The organism is Arthrobacter sp. efr-133-TYG-120 (assembly GCF_030209785.1).
Classification (GTDB): domain Bacteria; phylum Actinomycetota; class Actinomycetes; order Actinomycetales; family Micrococcaceae; genus Arthrobacter.
Map to the genome: position 1 here is coordinate 127,828 of NZ_JARVRI010000026.1, position 16,057 is coordinate 143,884.

Annotated in this window: 12 protein-coding genes; 1 reads left to right on the forward strand and 11 read right to left on the reverse strand. The window is 65.2% G+C overall.

What is annotated here, in order from left to right; all coding sequences use genetic code 11:
- Window positions 1–16 precede the first annotated feature (16 nt).
- The 11 genes from pyk to hisI form a co-directional block, all read right to left on the reverse strand.
- Window positions 17–1,516: a pyruvate kinase gene (gene pyk / locus QRN51_RS15090; RefSeq protein ID WP_284990671.1), complete on the reverse strand. Its 1,500-nt coding sequence runs from the start codon at window positions 1,514–1,516 to the stop codon at window positions 17–19.
- Window positions 1,517–1,573: 57 nt separating this feature from the next.
- Window positions 1,574–3,031 (reverse strand): glutamate synthase subunit beta, encoded by a 1,458-nt coding sequence (locus tag QRN51_RS15095; protein WP_284990672.1) that lies wholly within the window; start codon window positions 3,029–3,031, stop codon window positions 1,574–1,576.
- Window positions 3,024–7,637, reverse strand: coding sequence for a glutamate synthase large subunit (gltB, locus tag QRN51_RS15100; protein ID WP_284990673.1), 4,614 nt, complete (start codon window positions 7,635–7,637; stop codon window positions 3,024–3,026). Before gltB ends, QRN51_RS15095 begins: the two co-directional genes overlap by 8 nt.
- A gap of 262 nt (window positions 7,638–7,899) precedes the next feature.
- Window positions 7,900–9,111 (reverse strand): prolipoprotein diacylglyceryl transferase, encoded by a 1,212-nt coding sequence (lgt, locus tag QRN51_RS15105; RefSeq protein ID WP_284990674.1) that lies wholly within the window; start codon window positions 9,109–9,111, stop codon window positions 7,900–7,902.
- A 20-nt stretch (window positions 9,112–9,131) separates the two neighbouring features.
- Window positions 9,132–9,944: a tryptophan synthase subunit alpha gene (gene trpA / locus QRN51_RS15110; RefSeq protein WP_284990675.1), complete on the reverse strand. Its 813-nt coding sequence runs from the start codon at window positions 9,942–9,944 to the stop codon at window positions 9,132–9,134.
- The gene (gene trpB / locus QRN51_RS15115) at window positions 9,944–11,326 is read right to left on the reverse strand and encodes a tryptophan synthase subunit beta (protein WP_284990676.1); all 1,383 of its coding nucleotides are present in this window, start codon (window positions 11,324–11,326) and stop codon (window positions 9,944–9,946) included. Before trpB ends, trpA begins: the two co-directional genes overlap by 1 nt.
- A 108-nt stretch (window positions 11,327–11,434) precedes the next feature.
- Window positions 11,435–12,253: an indole-3-glycerol phosphate synthase TrpC gene (trpC, locus tag QRN51_RS15120; protein WP_284990677.1), complete on the reverse strand. Its 819-nt coding sequence runs from the start codon at window positions 12,251–12,253 to the stop codon at window positions 11,435–11,437.
- 2 nt (window positions 12,254–12,255) lie between these two features.
- Window positions 12,256–12,528, reverse strand: coding sequence for an HGxxPAAW family protein (locus QRN51_RS15125; RefSeq protein WP_236817197.1), 273 nt, complete (start codon window positions 12,526–12,528; stop codon window positions 12,256–12,258).
- Between the two features lie 89 nt (window positions 12,529–12,617).
- Complete coding sequence (locus QRN51_RS15130; protein ID WP_284990679.1) at window positions 12,618–13,223, reverse strand: Trp biosynthesis-associated membrane protein; 606 nt, start codon at window positions 13,221–13,223, stop codon at window positions 12,618–12,620.
- Complete coding sequence (locus QRN51_RS15135) at window positions 13,220–14,800, reverse strand: anthranilate synthase component I (protein ID WP_284990681.1); 1,581 nt, start codon at window positions 14,798–14,800, stop codon at window positions 13,220–13,222. Before QRN51_RS15135 ends, QRN51_RS15130 begins: the two co-directional genes overlap by 4 nt.
- A 55-nt stretch (window positions 14,801–14,855) precedes the next feature.
- Window positions 14,856–15,284 (reverse strand): phosphoribosyl-AMP cyclohydrolase, encoded by a 429-nt coding sequence (gene hisI, locus QRN51_RS15140; RefSeq protein WP_284990682.1) that lies wholly within the window; start codon window positions 15,282–15,284, stop codon window positions 14,856–14,858.
- An 89-nt stretch (window positions 15,285–15,373) separates the two neighbouring features.
- Between hisI and QRN51_RS15145 the strand changes: the two genes are divergently transcribed.
- A complete protein-coding gene (locus QRN51_RS15145) occupies window positions 15,374–16,018 on the forward strand; it encodes a TIGR03085 family metal-binding protein (RefSeq protein ID WP_284990683.1) in 645 nt (214 codons plus the stop codon).
- Window positions 16,019–16,057: the final 39 nt, after the last annotated feature.

Consider the following 16,057-nt stretch of genomic DNA (forward strand, 5'->3'; position numbering starts at 1 on the left):
ACAGCGGCTAAAAAGATCAGGCCTTGGACTTGGACTTCTTCTTTTCAGGCCACGGTCCGACCTTTTCCTTGCGTGCTGCGGCCTCTTCCACACGGGACGTGTCTGCGAGGTCGCCCACTTTGTGGACCTTGAGCGAGTTCGTGGAACCGGCCTGTCCGGGAGGGGAACCGGCAGCGATGACCACGAGGTCGCCGTTCTCCACGATCTTCATCTCGAGGAGGCTGCGGTCCACCTGGGCCGTCATGGCGTCAGTGTGGCCCACCATGGGGACGAGGACGGGCTGGATGCCCCAGGTCAGTGCCAGCTGGTTCCAGACGTGCTCCACGGGGGTGAACGCGAACACCGGTTTGACGGGACGCAGGCGGGACAGACGGCGCGCCGAGTCGCCGGACTGGGTGAACGTACAGATGTACTTTGCGTCCAGCTGGTCGGCGATTTCGACGGCGGCACGCGTGATGGCGCCACCGCGGGTCTTGGGCTTGGTCCCCAGCGGAGGAACGCGCTCAAGGCCGTGCTCTTCGGTGGACTCAATGATGCGGGCCATCGTCTTGACCGTCTCGATCGGGTACTTGCCCACGCTGGTCTCGCCGGAAAGCATGACTGCGTCGGCGCCGTCGAGCACTGCGTTGGCGCAGTCCGAAGCCTCGGCACGGGTCGGACGCGGGTTGTCGATCATGGATTCGAGGACCTGGGTGGCCACGATGACCGGCTTGGCCCAGCGGCGGGCCAGTTCGATGGCGCGCTTCTGGACGATCGGCACTTCCTCGAGCGGGAGTTCCACGCCGAGGTCGCCACGGGCAACCATGATGGCGTCGAACGCGTCAATGATCTCGTGGAGCTGCTCCACTGCCTGCGGCTTCTCGATCTTGGCGATCACCGGCACGCGGCGGCCTTCTTCGTCCATGATTTCGTGCACGCGCTTGATGTCGGACGCATCGCGGACGAAGGACAGTGCCACCATGTCGACACCGCGCTTCATGGCCCAGCGGAGATCGTCTTCGTCTTTTTCGCTCAGTGCGGGGACATTGACGGCAACGCCGGGAAGGTTGATGCCCTTGTTGTTGGAGACCCAGCCACCGACGGTCACCGTGGCGACCACCTTGACGTCGTCAACCTCGATGGCGCGCAGGGCAACCTTGCCGTCATCGATCAGGAGTGCATCGCCGACGTTGACGTCTTCGGTCAGGCTCTTGAGCGTGGTGGAGCAGATTTCCTTGGTACCCGGGACGTCCTCGGTGGTGATGGTGAAAGTGTCACCGACGGCGAGTTCGTGGGGGCCGTCGACAAATCGACCCAGGCGGATTTTCGGGCCCTGCAAGTCGGCCATGATGGCAACGGGCTTGTGGAGCTGGGCGGAAGCCTTGCGGACGTTCTCGTACGTGTTGTCGTGTACCGAGTAGTCTCCGTGGCTCATGTTCATGCGGGCGACGTCGACGCCGGCTTCCAGCACCGCGAGGGTGTTGTCAAAGCTGGAAATTGCCGGTCCGAACGTTGCCACGATTTTTGCGCGTCTCATATACCTACCCTAGTAGTGTGCTGCGGTTGGAGTTGGGAAAGCGTCGTGCGCCGGTCCTTAGAGGACCGCTATGGCCCGGTCGGTGGGAGCCACCGGCGCGGGGAGAATGGTGCTGCCCATGAGGTACTTGTCGACGGCGGCAGCGCAGGCGCGGCCTTCGGCGATCGCCCAGACAATCAAGGACTGCCCGCGGCCGGCATCGCCTGCCACGAAAACACCCTCGGTGTTGGTCATGTAGTACCCATCTCGGGCCACGTTGCCGCGGCCGTCGAATTCTGCGCTGACCTGTTCGGTGATACCGGCAGGTTCCGCCCCCGTGAAGCCGAGCGACAGGAAGACCAGGTCGGCCGGAATGACACGCTCCGTGCCGGCCTTCGGGAGGCGCTTGCCGTCCACGAACTCGGTCTCGGCGACCTTGACCCCGGTGAGCTTGCCGTTTTCGCCGACGAACTCAACGGTGGAAGCGAGGTAGGTGCGTTCGCCGCCTTCTTCGTGTGCGCTGGCAACCTCGAAGAGCGTGGGGAACGTCGGCCATGGCTGGTGCGTGGCGCGCTCGAGTGGCGGCTGCTTGCCGATCGCGAGGGTCGTGACAGACGCGGCGCCGTGGCGGTGTGCCGTACCGAGGCAGTCGGCGCCGGTGTCGCCGCCACCAAGGATGATCACGTGCTTGCCCTTGGCGTCGATCTGGCCCTCGACGGTTTCACCGGCAACCACGCGATTGGCGGGCACCAGGTAGTCCATCGCGAAGTGGATGCCTTCGAGTTCGCGGCCGGGGATGGGAAGGTCGCGCGGAACGGTGGCACCGGTGGCGATCACCACGGAGTCGTAACGGCGGCGCAACTGCTCCCACGTCACGTCGCTTCCGACTGCCACACCCGTGCGGAAGCGGGTGCCCTCGGCCTTCATCTGCTCGACGCGGCGGTCGACCTGCTCCTTCTCCATCTTGAAGTCGGGGATGCCATAGCGCAGCAGTCCCCCGATCTTGTCGTCGCGTTCGTAGACGGCCACGGTGTGGCCGACCCGAGTCAGCTGCTGTGCGACGGCAAGCCCCGCGGGGCCGGAGCCGACGACGGCGACCGTCTTGCCGGAGAGGCGTGCCGGCGGAAGCGGCTGGACCCAGCCGTTTTCGAAGGCGTCGTCGATGATCGAAACTTCCACCTGCTTGATGGTCACGGCGGGCTGGTTGATGCCCAGGACACAGGATGCTTCGCACGGCGCGGGACACAAGCGGCCGGTGAACTCCGGGAAGTTGTTCGTCGCGTGCAGGCGCTCGATAGCTTCCTCGCCTTTGCCGCGCCAGGTCAGGTCGTTCCACTCCGGAATGAGGTTCCCGAGCGGGCAGCCCTGGTGGCAGAACGGAACGCCGCAGTCCATGCAGCGCCCTGCCTGGCTCTTGAGCACGCCCTTGTCCTGGGCTTCGTAGACTTCCTTCCAGTCCATGATGCGGACGGGAACAGGACGGCGAGGCTGCGTCTCGCGCTGCCGGACTTTCAGAAATCCGCGTGGATCAGCCACCGGTTACCTCCAGGATTCGAGACCATACTTCTTCGCCATCGGGATCAAGGCCCTCTTCAATGGCGTCGAGACGGGTTTGCAGGACTGCGGCGTAGTCGCGCGGCAGAACTTTGGTGATGCGGGCGGCTGTGTCATCGAAGTTTTCGAGCAAGCGGCCCGCCAGGACGGATTCGGTTTCTTCCAGGTGCTTGACCAGGAGGCTATGGACGATGGTGCGGTCCTCGTCGTCAAGCTCGAGCAACTGCAGCTCGCCGGAATCCAACGCCTGCTTGTTGACCCGGGCAGGCTGGAGGTCCAGCACGTAGGCTGTACCGCCGGACATGCCGGCACCGAAGTTGCGTCCGGTGCGGCCGATGATCAGCGTCTGGCCGCCGGTCATGTACTCGCAGCCGTGGTCACCGATGCCTTCGACGACGGCGGTCGCGCCCGAGTTGCGTACCAGGAACCGTTCGCCCACCTGGCCGCGCAGGAACATCTCGCCGCTCGTGGCACCGTAGCCGATCACGTTGCCGGCGATGACGTTGCGCTCCGCCTGGAAAACGTTGGTGCGGTCCGGGCGGACGATGATGCGTCCACCCGAGAGACCCTTGCCGACGTAGTCGTTGGAGTCGCCGAACATGCGCAGGGTGATGCCTGCCGGAAGGAAGGCGCCCAGCGACTGCCCGGCGGTGCCCTTCAGCGTGATGTCGATGGTGTCCGTCGCGAGCACATCGACGCCGAACGTCTTGGTTACGACGTGGCCCAGCATGGTGCCGACCGACCGGTCCGTGTTGATGACGTCGACCGCGATCTTCACCGGGGTGCGGTCGCTCAAAGCCTCGGCGGCCATGCCGATGAGGCGCTGGTCGAAGTGCTTGTCGAGCTCGTGGTTCTGGCCGGTGAGGTTCCGCAGGGGAACGTCGTCGTCGAACTCGAGGCCGTGCAGGATCGGGTCGAGGTCCAGCCCATCGGCCTTCCAGTGGTCCACCGCTTCCCGGGTGTCCAGGACTTCGGCGTGGCCGATGGCCTCTTCGAGGCTACGGAAACCGAGTTCGGCAAGCAGCTCGCGGACTTCCTCGGCAAGGAATTCGAAGAAGTTGACCACGAACTCGGGCTTGCCGTTGAAGCGGGCGCGGAGCTCGGGGTTCTGGGTTGCCACGCCGACCGGGCAGGTGTCGAGGTGGCAGACGCGCATCATGATGCAGCCGGACACCACGAGGGGCGCGGTCGCGAAACCGTACTCCTCGGCACCCAGCAGGGCGGCGATGACGACGTCGCGTCCCGTCTTGAGCTGGCCGTCCACCTGGACCACCACGCGGTCGCGGAGCCCGTTGAGCATGAGCGTCTGCTGGGTCTCGGCCAGGCCGAGCTCCCACGGCACACCCGCATGCTTGAGCGAGTTGAGCGGCGAGGCGCCGGTTCCGCCGTCGTGCCCGGAGACGAGCACGACGTCGGCCTTCGCCTTGGTGACGCCGGACGCCACCGTGCCGATCCCGACTTCGGACACCAGCTTCACGTGCACGCGCGCCGAGGGGTTGGCCCGCTTGGCGTCGTAGATGAGCTGTGCGAGGTCTTCGATCGAGTAGATGTCGTGGTGCGGGGGCGGGGAGATGAGCCCGACGCCGGGGGTAGAGTGGCGGGTCCGGGCTACCCAGGGGTACACCTTCTGCGCCATCAGCTGGCCGCCTTCACCGGGCTTGGCGCCCTGGGCCATCTTGATCTGGATGTCCTCGGCGTTGGTCAGGTACAGGCTGGTCACGCCGAAACGGCCGGAGGCGATCTGCTTGATCGCGGAGCGGCGCTCCGGGTCCAGCAGGCGGTCCACGTCTTCGCCGCCTTCACCGGTGTTGGACTTGGCGCCCAGCCGGTTCATGGCGATTGCGAGGGTTTCGTGGGCTTCCTTGGAGATGGAGCCGTAGCTCATCGCCCCGGTGGAGAAGCGCTTCACGATGCTGGAAACCGGCTCGACTTCCCCAAGCGGCACGGCGGGGCGCAGTGTGTCCTTGAACTTCAAGAGCCCACGCAGGGTCATGAGGTTCTCGGACTGGTCGTCGATTCCCTTGGTGTAGGACTTGAAGATGTCGTAGCGGCGTTCGCGCGTGGCGTGCTGGAGGCGGAAGACAGTCTCCGGGTTGAACAGGTGCGGTTCACCGTCGCGGCGCCACTGGTATTCACCGCCGCCGAGCAACGGACGGTGCGGCAGCTCGATGCCGCCTTCCGGATAGGCCATCTGGTGGCGTGCCGAAACCTCGGCGGCGATGACGTCCAGGCCGACGCCACCCAACTGGGAGTGGGTGCCGGAGAAGAACTCGTCCACGAGGTCCTGGGACAGGCCCAAGGCTTCGAATGTTTGGGCACCGGTGTAGGAAGCCACCGTGGAAATGCCCATCTTGGACATGATCTTCAGGACACCCTTGCCGAGGCCCTTGATGAGGTTGTAGACGCCGTCTTCGGGAGTCACGCCAACCACTTCGCCGGTGCTGATGAGCTGCTCCACGGATTCCATGGCCAGATAAGGGTTCACGGCGGAAGCGCCGAAGCCTACGAGCACCGCCACGTGGTGCGTTTCGCGGACGTCGCCGGCCTCGACCACCAGGGCGGTCTTGGTGCGGTTGGCGCTGCGCAGCAAGTGGTGGTGTACCGCGCTGACGAGCAGCAGGGACGGGATCGGGGCCCACTGCGCGTTGGAGTCGCGGTCGGACAGCACGATGTACTGAACGCCGCGGTTGATCGCGCCGGAAACCTGCTCGCAGATTTCCGTGAGGCGGCTCCGCAGTGCTGCTTCGCCGCCCTCCGGACGGTAGAGTCCGCGGACCTTCATGGCGACCTTGTCGCCGTCGGCGTTCTCGATGTTGGCGATCTTGGCGAGCTGGTCGTTGTTGATCACCGGGAACGGCAGGGAGATCTGCGGCTGGCGGACCTGCCCGACGTCGAGAAGGTTGCCGTTGGGACCGATGGCGCACTTCAGCGAGGTCACGAGCTCTTCGCGGATCGCGTCCAGGGGCGGGTTGGTGACCTGGGCGAAAGACTGCACGAAGTAGTCGAACAGCAAGCGCGGGCGCTTGGACAGCACGGCAACCGGAGTGTCGGAGCCCATGGCGCCGAGCGGTTCGGCCCCGGTCCGGGCCATCGGCCCGAGGAGGATCTTCAACTCCTCGGTGGTGTAGCCGAACGTCCGCTGGCGGATGTTCACGGACGCAGCCGTGTGCAGCACGTGCTCGCGCTCGGGTAGCTCGTTGAGGTCGATCAGGTTGTCCTTGACCCATTCAGCCCAAGGGTTGGCCGCGGCCACCTCGGCCTTGACCTCGGCGTCGTCGATGATGCGACCGGCTTCGGTGTCCACCAGGAACATCTTCCCCGGCGAAACACGGCCCTTCTTGACCACCTTGGCCGGTTCGACCTCGATCACGCCGACTTCGGAGGCGAAGACGATCAGGCCGTCTTCGGTGATCCAGTAACGGCCGGGGCGCAGGCCATTGCGGTCAAGGGTCGCACCAACGAGGTTGCCGTCGGTGAAGGACACCGCCGCCGGACCGTCCCACGGCTCCATGAGCAGGGAGTGGTACTCGTAGAAGGCGCGGCGTGCCGGATCCATCGTGGCGTGGTTTTCCCACGCCTCCGGGATCATCATCATGATCGAATGCGTGATGGGCCGCCCGGAAAGCCAGAGCAGCTCGGCAACCTCATCGAAGGACGCGGAGTCCGAGGCACCCGGCGTGCAGATGGGGTACAACTCCTCCGGGGAGTCGCCCAGCAGCGGGTTCGCGAGTTGGGACTGGCGCGCCCGCATCCAGTTCCGGTTGCCCTTGACGGTGTTGATTTCGCCGTTGTGGGCGATGGTGCGGAAGGGCTGGGCGAGCGGCCACGACGGGAACGTGTTCGTGGAGAAGCGCGAGTGCACGATCGCAAGCTTGGTCTTGAAGCGCTTGTCCGAGAGATCCGGGTAGAACGGCTCCAGCTGGGCAGTGGTCAACATGCCCTTGTACACGATGGTGCGCGAGGACAGCGACGGGAAGTAGACGCCGAACTTGTTCTGGGCACGCTTGCGGATACGCCAGGCCCGGGAGTCGAGTTCATTCCGGTCCAGCACTTCGCCCGTCGCGGAAGCAAGGAACGGCTGCGCGAAGTAAGGCATGCAGGCACGGGCCATGGCGCCGACCAGGTCCCCGACCACCGGCACTTCACGCCAGCCAAGGACCGTCAGTCCCTCATCGACTGCAAGCGCCTCGATGCCGGCCTTTGCGGTCTCGGCTTCGCGCGTTTCGGCGGGCAGGAAGGCGGTGCCCACCACGTACTGGCCGGGTGCGGGGAGCTCGAACTCAGTGACGGCCCGGAAGAATTCGTCCGGAACCTGCATGAGGAGCCCGGCGCCGTCGCCCGTGCCTTCGTCGGCGCCCACGGCGCCGCGGTGTTCGAGGTTGCGCAGGGCAGTCAGTGCCGCTTCCACGATGTCATAGCCGGGTTCACCACGCAGGGTGGCGATAATGGCCAGGCCGCAAGCGTCCTTCTCCTGCTCAGGGTTGTAGAGTCCCTGGGCTTCCGGGAGCGCAGCGAAACGCTTGAAGGGCGAGATGGCCCCCTGCGGTTCGACTGTTTCGGACCAGCTTGGGTTATGAAGATGGGTCATTGAAGACGTCCTTCCTCGAGATCGTGCGAATGGAAGGGACAACGTTGGCCCCACCTTGCCTGCCGTGTGACGGGCATAACAAAGCGCTAGTTACTTGAAATTGTAGGTCAGCGGGCAAGTCGCAACGAACAGTTACGCATGCCCCTGACCCAAGCTTGACCGCGGAGCCTCTGTGTGCTGCCGGGCGACTGCCAAGAGTGCCACGACGCTGTGGCCGGGGGCCTCTGGGCGGTAGCCCGGTTCCCCTGTGCCGTAGCGCTGGCTACTTGGTGCTGCCAGCTTCCGGCCCGGATCCGGGGGCGCTGCTGGCGGTGGTTTCGGTGGACGCGGAGCCGGAATCCGACGTGACGCCGGCGTGTGACTCCTCGGCCGTTTCCGTAGGCTCAGCAGTATGGCCCAGATCGCTTTGGTTATTCCGGAGATTACCATGCGCACCGGTATCTGAGACAGATCCGTCCGTATCATGGGCCTTCGCATCGGTCACAATTGTGCTGTCCGTCTCAGTGGCAGCAGTCGGCTCATCGGCATTTGAGTTGGCAGCGGGCTCATCTTCGCCGGTTGTCACCGCGGAGGGCTCCCTGCCGGGAAGGTATGCTGTGTCCGGCTCCGGCCTGCCGCGCAGGCTTAGGGCGATGAAGATGATGAGCGCCGCGACGAAGACGAAGATGCTCGTCCAGACGTTGAGCCGGGTGGTGATGCCGAAGAGGTTGATCTGTTCGGCATCGTCGATCCGCAACGCTTCGATCCAGACGCGGCCAAGCGTGTAGTAGATGGCATACAGCCAGAAGAGCCTGCCGCGGCGGAAATGGAAGCGGCGGTCCAGGACGAGGAGGACCACGACGCCGACGATGTTCCAGAGGGATTCGTAAAGGAACGTCGGGTGGAAGAGCGTGTCGCTGGGCATTCCGGCCGGGAAATTGGGGCTGTTGGGATCTATTTGGAGGCCCCACGGCAAGGTGGTGGGTCCGCCGAAGAGTTCCTGGTTGAACCAGTTTCCCCAACGTCCGATCGCTTGCGCCAGCAGCAGCCCGGGGGCTGCGGCATCCAGGAAGGCCGTGAGCTTGACGCCGGAGCGGCGGCAACCGAGCCAGGCACCGACAACGCCGAGAACCACGGCACCCCAGATACCCAGGCCGCCTCGCCAGATCTGCGGGATCAGGGAGAGGTCACCCGTGCCGTTGAAGCCGGGGCCGAAGTAGGCATCCGGTGAGGAGATGACGTGGTAGAGCCGGCCGCCCACGATGCCGAAGGGGATGGCCCAGATGGCGATGTCCCACAGGCTGCCTTCCGGGGTGCCGCGGCGCTTCCAGCGCACGGCGGTGAGCCACAGGCCCAGGATGATGCCCAGAAGAATGCATAGGGCGTACGCATGGATGCGCAGAGTCCCCCACGGCAGCGGAATATCAAATCCGGACCATGAGGGGCTCGGAATGCTCATGGGAGCCATTGCCGCGACGTGGAGGAGACTCTGCATTGTCTACGCTTTTCCTTTTTCTAGGCCTGCGCTGTTGCGCGGCCGAGGCCGGCGCTGAGGTTCTTGGTGAGTTGCGCGACGGCGTCAACGCCGCCATCGCGGATTGCCGCAACCAGCGCGGTACCGACGATCACGCCGTCGGCGTAAGCGGCGATCTCGCGGACATGGTCCGCGGTGGAGACACCGAGTCCGACGCAAACCCGTTCGGCGCCGGCAGCATGCGTATCGGCCACAACCTTCTCCGCGGCGCTGCTGACTGACTGCCGGGCGCCGGTGACACCCATGATGGAGACGGCGTAGACGAAGCCGCGGCTTGCCTCCACCGTCATGGCCAGGCGTTCCGGCGTGGACGACGGGGCGACGAGGAAGACCCGGTCGAGTCCGTACTTGTCCGAAGCTTCAAACCATTCGGCTGCCTCGTCCGGAATAAGGTCCGGCGTGATGAGCCCGGCTCCCCCGGCCTCGGCCAGCCTGCGCGAGAACTCGTCGACGCCCATGCGCATGACCGGGTTCCAGTAGGTCATGACCAACACGGCGGCGTCGGTGGCCGCAGTGATGCCCGCTACGACGTCGAAGACGCTGGCGACGCGGAAACCGTTGGCGATTGCCTCTGTGGTCGCAGCCTGGATGACGGCGCCGTCCATGACAGGGTCCGAATACGGGATGCCGATTTCAATGAGGTCCGCGCCGTTGCGGGCCATGGCAATTCCGGCGTCGATGCTTGACTGAACGTCCGGGTAGCCTGCCGGCAGGTATCCGATCAACGCGGCCCGGCCTTGAGCCTTCGCGCGGTCGATCGCGGCCGCGGACTTGCTGCTCATCTGCTCAGTCATCAGTTCTGGCCCCCGTTTGCTTCGTCAATGCTGATCTCAAGGTTGCTGCGTTCGGACGGGCCCTTGGGCTTGCGCGTGGAGAGGGTGGTGCCCTTGACGTTGCCGTTTTCATCCAACATGTGGAACCATTCGGCGGCCGTTTCCACGTCCTTGTCACCGCGTCCGGACAGGTTCACGATGATGATCGTATCCGCCGGGTTGTCCTTGCCTTCGGTGAGCTGCTTGCCCACCTTGATGGCACCGGCCAGGGCGTGCGAGGACTCGATGGCGGGGATGATGCCTTCAGTCCGGCAGAGCAAGCGGAAGGCGTCCATGGCCTCGGTGTCCGTGATGGGCTCGTACGTCACGCGGCCGATGTCCGCGAGGTACGAGTGCTCAGGACCCACGCTGGGGTAGTCCAGGCCTGCGGAAATCGAGTGGGACTCGATGGTCTGGCCATCTTCGTCCTGCATAAGGTAGGACCGGGCACCGTGCAGCACGCCCGGGCGTCCGAGGGTGATGGCGGCCGCGTGGCGGCCGGTTTCGACGCCGTCGCCGCCGGCTTCAAAGCCATAGATCTTCACCGAAGCGTCATCCAGGAAGCTGTGGAAGATGCCGATGGCATTGGAACCGCCACCGATGCAGGCACAGACGGCGTCCGGAAGTTTGCCGGTCTGCTCCAGGATCTGGGCGCGGGCCTCCTCCCCGATGACCTCGTGGAAGAAACGCACCATCGCAGGGAAGGGGTGCGCACCGGCAGCGGTCCCCAGCAAGTAGTGGGTGTTGTCCACGTTGGAAACCCAGTCGCGGAGCGCGTCGTTGATGGCGTCCTTGAGCGTCTGTGATCCGTTCGTCACGGGAACCACGGTAGCGCCGAGGAGCTGCATGCGGGCCACGTTGAGTGCCTGGCGGCGGCAGTCCTCCGCGCCCATGTAGACGACGCATTCCAGGCCGAGGAGGGCCGCGGCGGTGGCGCTGGCAACTCCGTGCTGGCCGGCGCCGGTCTCAGCGATGACGCGGGTCTTGCCCATGCGCTTCGCGAGCAAAGCCTGGCCAAGGACGTTGTTGATCTTGTGGGATCCGGTGTGGTTCAGGTCTTCGCGCTTGAGGAAGATGCGGGCCCCGCCGGCGTGCTGGGAGAAACGCTTGGCTTCCGTGAGCAGCGACGGACGGCCCGAGTAGTTCTTGTTGAGGTCCTTCAGCTGGGCAAGGAACTCCGGATCGGCTTTGGCCTTCTCGAACGTGTCCTCGACCTCGTCCAGGGCGGCGATGAGGGACTCGGGCATCCAGCGTCCACCGTACGAGCCGAAGTACGGCCCGGCGGCGTTGCGGAGCGAGGCTCCACCTTGTAGGAATGCGTCGGCCACGTTCTCTTGCGAGTTGGCTGTTGATGCGTCCACCATCAGTCTCACCGTCCTGTTCAGTTGGTAGTTGGGTATTTCCAGGAGCCACAGGACAGCTACCAGCCGCGTCTGCTGCTGTCCGGGTCCACGCCGCGAATCAGGCCTGTCTCAGGTCCTGACGGCGATGGCGGCAGCTCCGGCCGCCTTGAATTCGCTGATCCGCTCGCGCGGGGTGGAGTCGCTGACAAGGGCTTCGCCCACAAGGATTGCGTCGGCACCGTTCCCCGCATAATGCGCGACGTCGTCGGCGTTCCGGACGCCGGACTCGGCCACGACCACCGCTCCCGCCGGAATGCTTCCGGCGAGCGAGGCAAACAGGGAGCGGTCGACGTCGAGCGTCTTGAGGTTGCGGACGTTCACGCCGATGATCCGGGCCTGGGCCGCGGCCGCACGCTCGATTTCCTCGGGCGTGTGGGTTTCCACCAGGACGTTCATGCCGAGCTCGTGGCTCAACGCGCTGAATTCCCGCAGCTGTGCGTCCGATAGCGCCGCGACGATCAGCAGGATGAGGTCCGCGCCATGGGCGCGGGCTTCCCAGATCTGGTACTCGTCAACCGTGAAGTCCTTGCGCAGCAACGGAATGTCGACGGCGGCACGCACCGCGTCGAGGTCCGCCAGGGACCCGTTGAAGCGCCTCTGCTCGGTGAGGACGCTGATCACGGAGGCACCGCCGTCGGCGTACTGCACCGCAAGGGCCGCGGGGTCGACGATGCTCGCCAGATCGCCCTTGGAGGGGCTGCGGCGCTTGATTTCCGCGATGACCTTCAGTTCGTCGCGGCTGGCCGCCGGACCGCCCAAGGCAGCCCACGCGTCCAGCGCAGGCGCGGTGGCCGCGGCGCGCTCTTTCAGCTCGTCGAGGGAAACAAGACGGCGGCGGGCCTCCATGTCCTCCCTGACACCGACGATGATGTCATCAAGAACGGTCACAGTCAGTGGCCGGCGTTCTTCAGCTTGCTGCCGTCGACGCCGTAACCGGCCTTGCGCATGGCCCAGCCGGCAATCAGGCCGGCCACCATCACGACGATGCCGGCGATGAAGATGGGGGTGCTGGCGATGACAAAGGCGATGGAGGACACCAAGGCCCCTACCAGCATGACAATCACGCAGGTCCACGCGGCCGGGCTGTTGCCGTGGCCGATGGCGTCGCTGTGGCTCGCAGCGGTCACAGGGGCCTTGCTCGCGGACACTGTGGTTTTGCTCATGTGAAAATCTCCTCAGGATGAATACTGCTTACATTCTGCCATTTATTGACCGCACCCGGGACATCGTCCGACGTCCGGACAGTCGGGTCTTACGTAGGGTCTTCTCCGCGCGAGAGGCTGTCCCAGCTATCGATCTCGTCGACCGGCCCGGAACCCGCGAGGGCCGCCCTGCTGGCGACGTCGTACTTGGTGCGCGCCTTCCAGTGCCGGCCCGCGAGCGGCAGCAGGCCGCCGCACAAAGCGAGCAGGCCCGCAGCCACGACCGCGAGCACGGGGAACACAGTGGACGACGCAGCTGCCTGCCCACCCGAAATCCCGGTGGTCGCCGCAATGGTTCCCTGCGCCGCGCCGAGGGGATCCGCCAGGACGGTCACCGCGGCAATGAGGATGCCTGCCGAGGCAAGCACGATGATCGTTGCAATGATCCAGCGTGAAACCTTGCCCGCGATGGACGATGCCAGTCCCCCGGCAAGCGCCACGAGCGCGAGTGCGGTCACCGCAGTTGCCGCTTTGCTCCCCTGGACGTGGAGATCGGCATTCGCCGCGGCAGCGGGATCGAGCCGGACGTTGATCCAGGTCTGTGTGGTGGTCCCGAAGACCGCGAGGGCAAGAATTGCCATGCCGAGCACGACGTTGCCTTTCCGTGCCCACACGGGAGGCTTGGTGGTTGCCGGCTGAGGGCGGGCAGCGCTCACAGGCCGGGGTTCCCGTCGACGACCGTCTCCGCGGAAACTGCGTCCGGGGAAATGTTGTGGAGCGATCCCGCGGTGTGCACGGCACGCAAGGGGGCCGCCGCCTTGTTGACAGTCTCGAGCGCTTCGGAAGGCTTGTGGGAATCGGCCACGATCCCGCCGCCCGCCTGGACGTAGGCCCGGCCCTCACGCAACAATGCCGAACGGATGGCGATCGCCATGTCCATATCGCCTGCGAAGTCCAGGTAACCCACCACGCCGCCGTAGATGCCGCGCCGGTGAGGTTCGAGTTCGTCCAGGAGACGCAAGGCACGCGGCTTGGGGGCACCGGAGAGCGTACCGGCCGGGAAGGTCGCCTTGAGCACGTCGTATGCCTTCGCCCCGGGCGCCAACTCTCCGACCACCGTGGACACGAGGTGCATGATGTGGCTGAAGCGTTCCACCTCCATGAACTGCGTAACGTCCACGGTTCCTGCAACGCAGACCTTGGACAGGTCGTTCCGGGACAAGTCCACGAGCATGAGGTGTTCGGCGCGCTCCTTCTGGTCCGCGAGCAACTCGGTGGCCAGCGCCTTGTCGGCCTCGACGGTCTTGCCTCGGGGCCGCGAACCGGCAATGGGGTGGGTGATGACCTCATTGCCCGTGACGGTCACCAAGGCCTCGGGAGAGGAACCGACAATCGTGTACTCGCGGCCGTCCGGATCTTCGAGGCTGAAGAGGTACATGTACGGGCTCGGGTTGGTGTTGCGCAGCACGCGGTAGACATCCAGCGGATCCGCGGCACACTCCATTTCAAAGCGTCGCGAAATGACCACTTGGAAGACCTCGCCGTCTACGATGGCTTCCTTGCCGCGGTCGATCGCGTTGAGGTATTCCTGCTCGTTCCAACGTTCCTGGACGCTCGACGCGAAGTCGAGGGCTTCGGACTGCAACACCGATACGGGCTGCTTCACGGGGGTGCTGATCTGGTCCAGCAGTCGCTTCACACGGGCGACGGCGTCGTGCCAGGCTTCGTCGACGCGTTCGGAACTGTTGTCGAAATTGATCGCGTTGGCAATCAGCAGGACGGTGCCGTCCATGTTGTCGTGGACAGCCATGTCGGTGACAAGGTTCAGGGCCAGTTCCGGCAGGTGGAGGTCATCTTCCGGGGGGCTGGTCAGCTTTTCCCAATGCCGGACGGTTTCCCACCCGAGGAAGCCGACCAGGCCGGAGGTGAAGGGCGGAAGGTCCGGGAAACGGTCCGTCTGCAGGGCTGCAATGGTGTCACGGACGGCGTCGACCGGGCTGCCGTCTACCGGCACGCCGACGGGAGGTTCGCCGATCCAGTGGGCTTGGCCGTCCTTGCTGGTCAGCGTTGCACGCGAACGGGAGCCAATGAAGGAATAGCGTGACCATGCTCCGCCGACGGCTGCCGACTCCAGGAGGAAGGTGCCGGGCTGGCCCTGGGCCAGCTTGCGGTAGAGCCCGATGGGAGTCTCGGCGTCGGCCAATACCCTGAGCCGGACCGGGATGACCCGGCTGTGTGCGGCGAGTTCGCGGAACTCCTCCAGGCCCGGGCTGATGATTCCAAGGTCCTGCATGGTTTGTGTTCTCCGCCTTCTTGTGTGCTTGCCTCAGTGGATGGTGTGTGGTGGGCTAGTCCCGCTCGCCTGTCACGGCTGCGAGGCTGCGGTCATCGAAGCAGGTGCGTGTACCGGTGTGGCAGGCCGCACCCACTTGGTCGACGCGGACCAGGAGGGCATCGCCGTCGCAGTCCAGGGCCACCGATTTCACGAACTGGACGTGCCCGGAGGTGTCTCCCTTGCGCCAGTATTCCTGGCGGGAGCGGGAGTAGAACGTCACGCGTCCCGTGGTCAGCGTCCGGTGCAAAGCTTCGTCGTCCATCCAGCCCAGCATGAGCACTTCGTCGGTGTCGAACTGCTGGATGATCGCTGCCACAAGACCGGCGGAATCGCGCTTCAGCGCGGTGGCCAGCTCGTGCGGGAGCGGGCTGACGGGCGCGACGGCGGGCTCCGCGGCGAAAGCGGCGGCGGGCGTGGCTGGGGGTGTTGACTGCTCAGACATCAGATCAAGTCTAGTGCCTCAAGTGGAGCCGAAATTCAGCGGCGGTTCCACTGCGCAACAGAGCGCGTCTCGTGCTAGTTTCACAAGTGATGCATTTCGTCGATCCCTCCCGCGAAGTACTGGCCGAAACACTCCTGGCGGCCGGACCTGACTCCCCCACGCTCTGCGAAGGGTGGCTGACGAAGGACCTCGCGGCGCACTTGTACTTGCGGGAGCGCAAAGCGGCCGTCGGTATCGGCTTGCTCATCAAGAGCCTCGCCAGGGCCTCCGATAAAGCCACTGCCAAACTGGCCTCGAAGCTCAAAACGCCGGAAGATTACGCCGAGCTGGTGAATACCTTCCGCTCGGGGCCACCCGCGTTGTCTCCCCTGAAGATCAAGGCCCTCGACGAGTCCTCGAACCTCATTGAGTATTTCGTGCACACGGAAGACATCCGCCGGGCCGGAGACCGCTGGGCTCCGCGGGCCTTGGACGAGGAATACTCGGACGCCCTGTGGGATGAACTGATCAAGCGTGCTGCCATTCTCTACCGCGGCGTGGACCTCGGAATCGTGTTGGTCCGCCCTACCGGTCCGCGCCATGTTGCCAAGCGGGCACCCGTATCCGTCGCCATCGTGGGCGAGCCCGGTGAGCTCCTGATGCACGCCCACGGCCGCACGCATCACGCGCTGGTCACCTTCGAAGGCCAGCCCGACGCCGTCGCCCTGCTCCAGTCAGCCGAAGTCGGCCTCTAACCCGCTCGTTAAACCCAACTAGCTCGCAGTTAATGTCGT

What these genes read in the sequence shown, in the direction of transcription:
- pyk (WP_284990671.1), bottom strand. Translation starts at nt 1,516, where the DNA reads ATGAGACGCGCAAAAATCGTGGCAACGTTCGGACCGGCAATTTCCAGC.
- gltB (WP_284990673.1), bottom strand. Translation starts at nt 7,637, where the DNA reads ATGACCCATCTTCATAACCCAAGCTGGTCCGAAACAGTCGAACCGCAG.
- lgt (WP_284990674.1), bottom strand. Translation starts at nt 9,111, where the DNA reads ATGCAGAGTCTCCTCCACGTCGCGGCAATGGCTCCCATGAGCATTCCG.
- trpA (WP_284990675.1), bottom strand. Translation starts at nt 9,944, where the DNA reads ATGACTGAGCAGATGAGCAGCAAGTCCGCGGCCGCGATCGACCGCGCG.
- trpB (WP_284990676.1), bottom strand. Translation starts at nt 11,326, where the DNA reads ATGGTGGACGCATCAACAGCCAACTCGCAAGAGAACGTGGCCGACGCA.
- QRN51_RS15125 (WP_236817197.1), bottom strand. Translation starts at nt 12,528, where the DNA reads ATGAGCAAAACCACAGTGTCCGCGAGCAAGGCCCCTGTGACCGCTGCG.
- QRN51_RS15135 (WP_284990681.1), bottom strand. Translation starts at nt 14,800, where the DNA reads ATGCAGGACCTTGGAATCATCAGCCCGGGCCTGGAGGAGTTCCGCGAA.
- hisI (WP_284990682.1), bottom strand. Translation starts at nt 15,284, where the DNA reads ATGTCTGAGCAGTCAACACCCCCAGCCACGCCCGCCGCCGCTTTCGCC.
- QRN51_RS15145 (WP_284990683.1), top strand. Translation starts at nt 15,374, where the DNA reads ATGCATTTCGTCGATCCCTCCCGCGAAGTACTGGCCGAAACACTCCTG.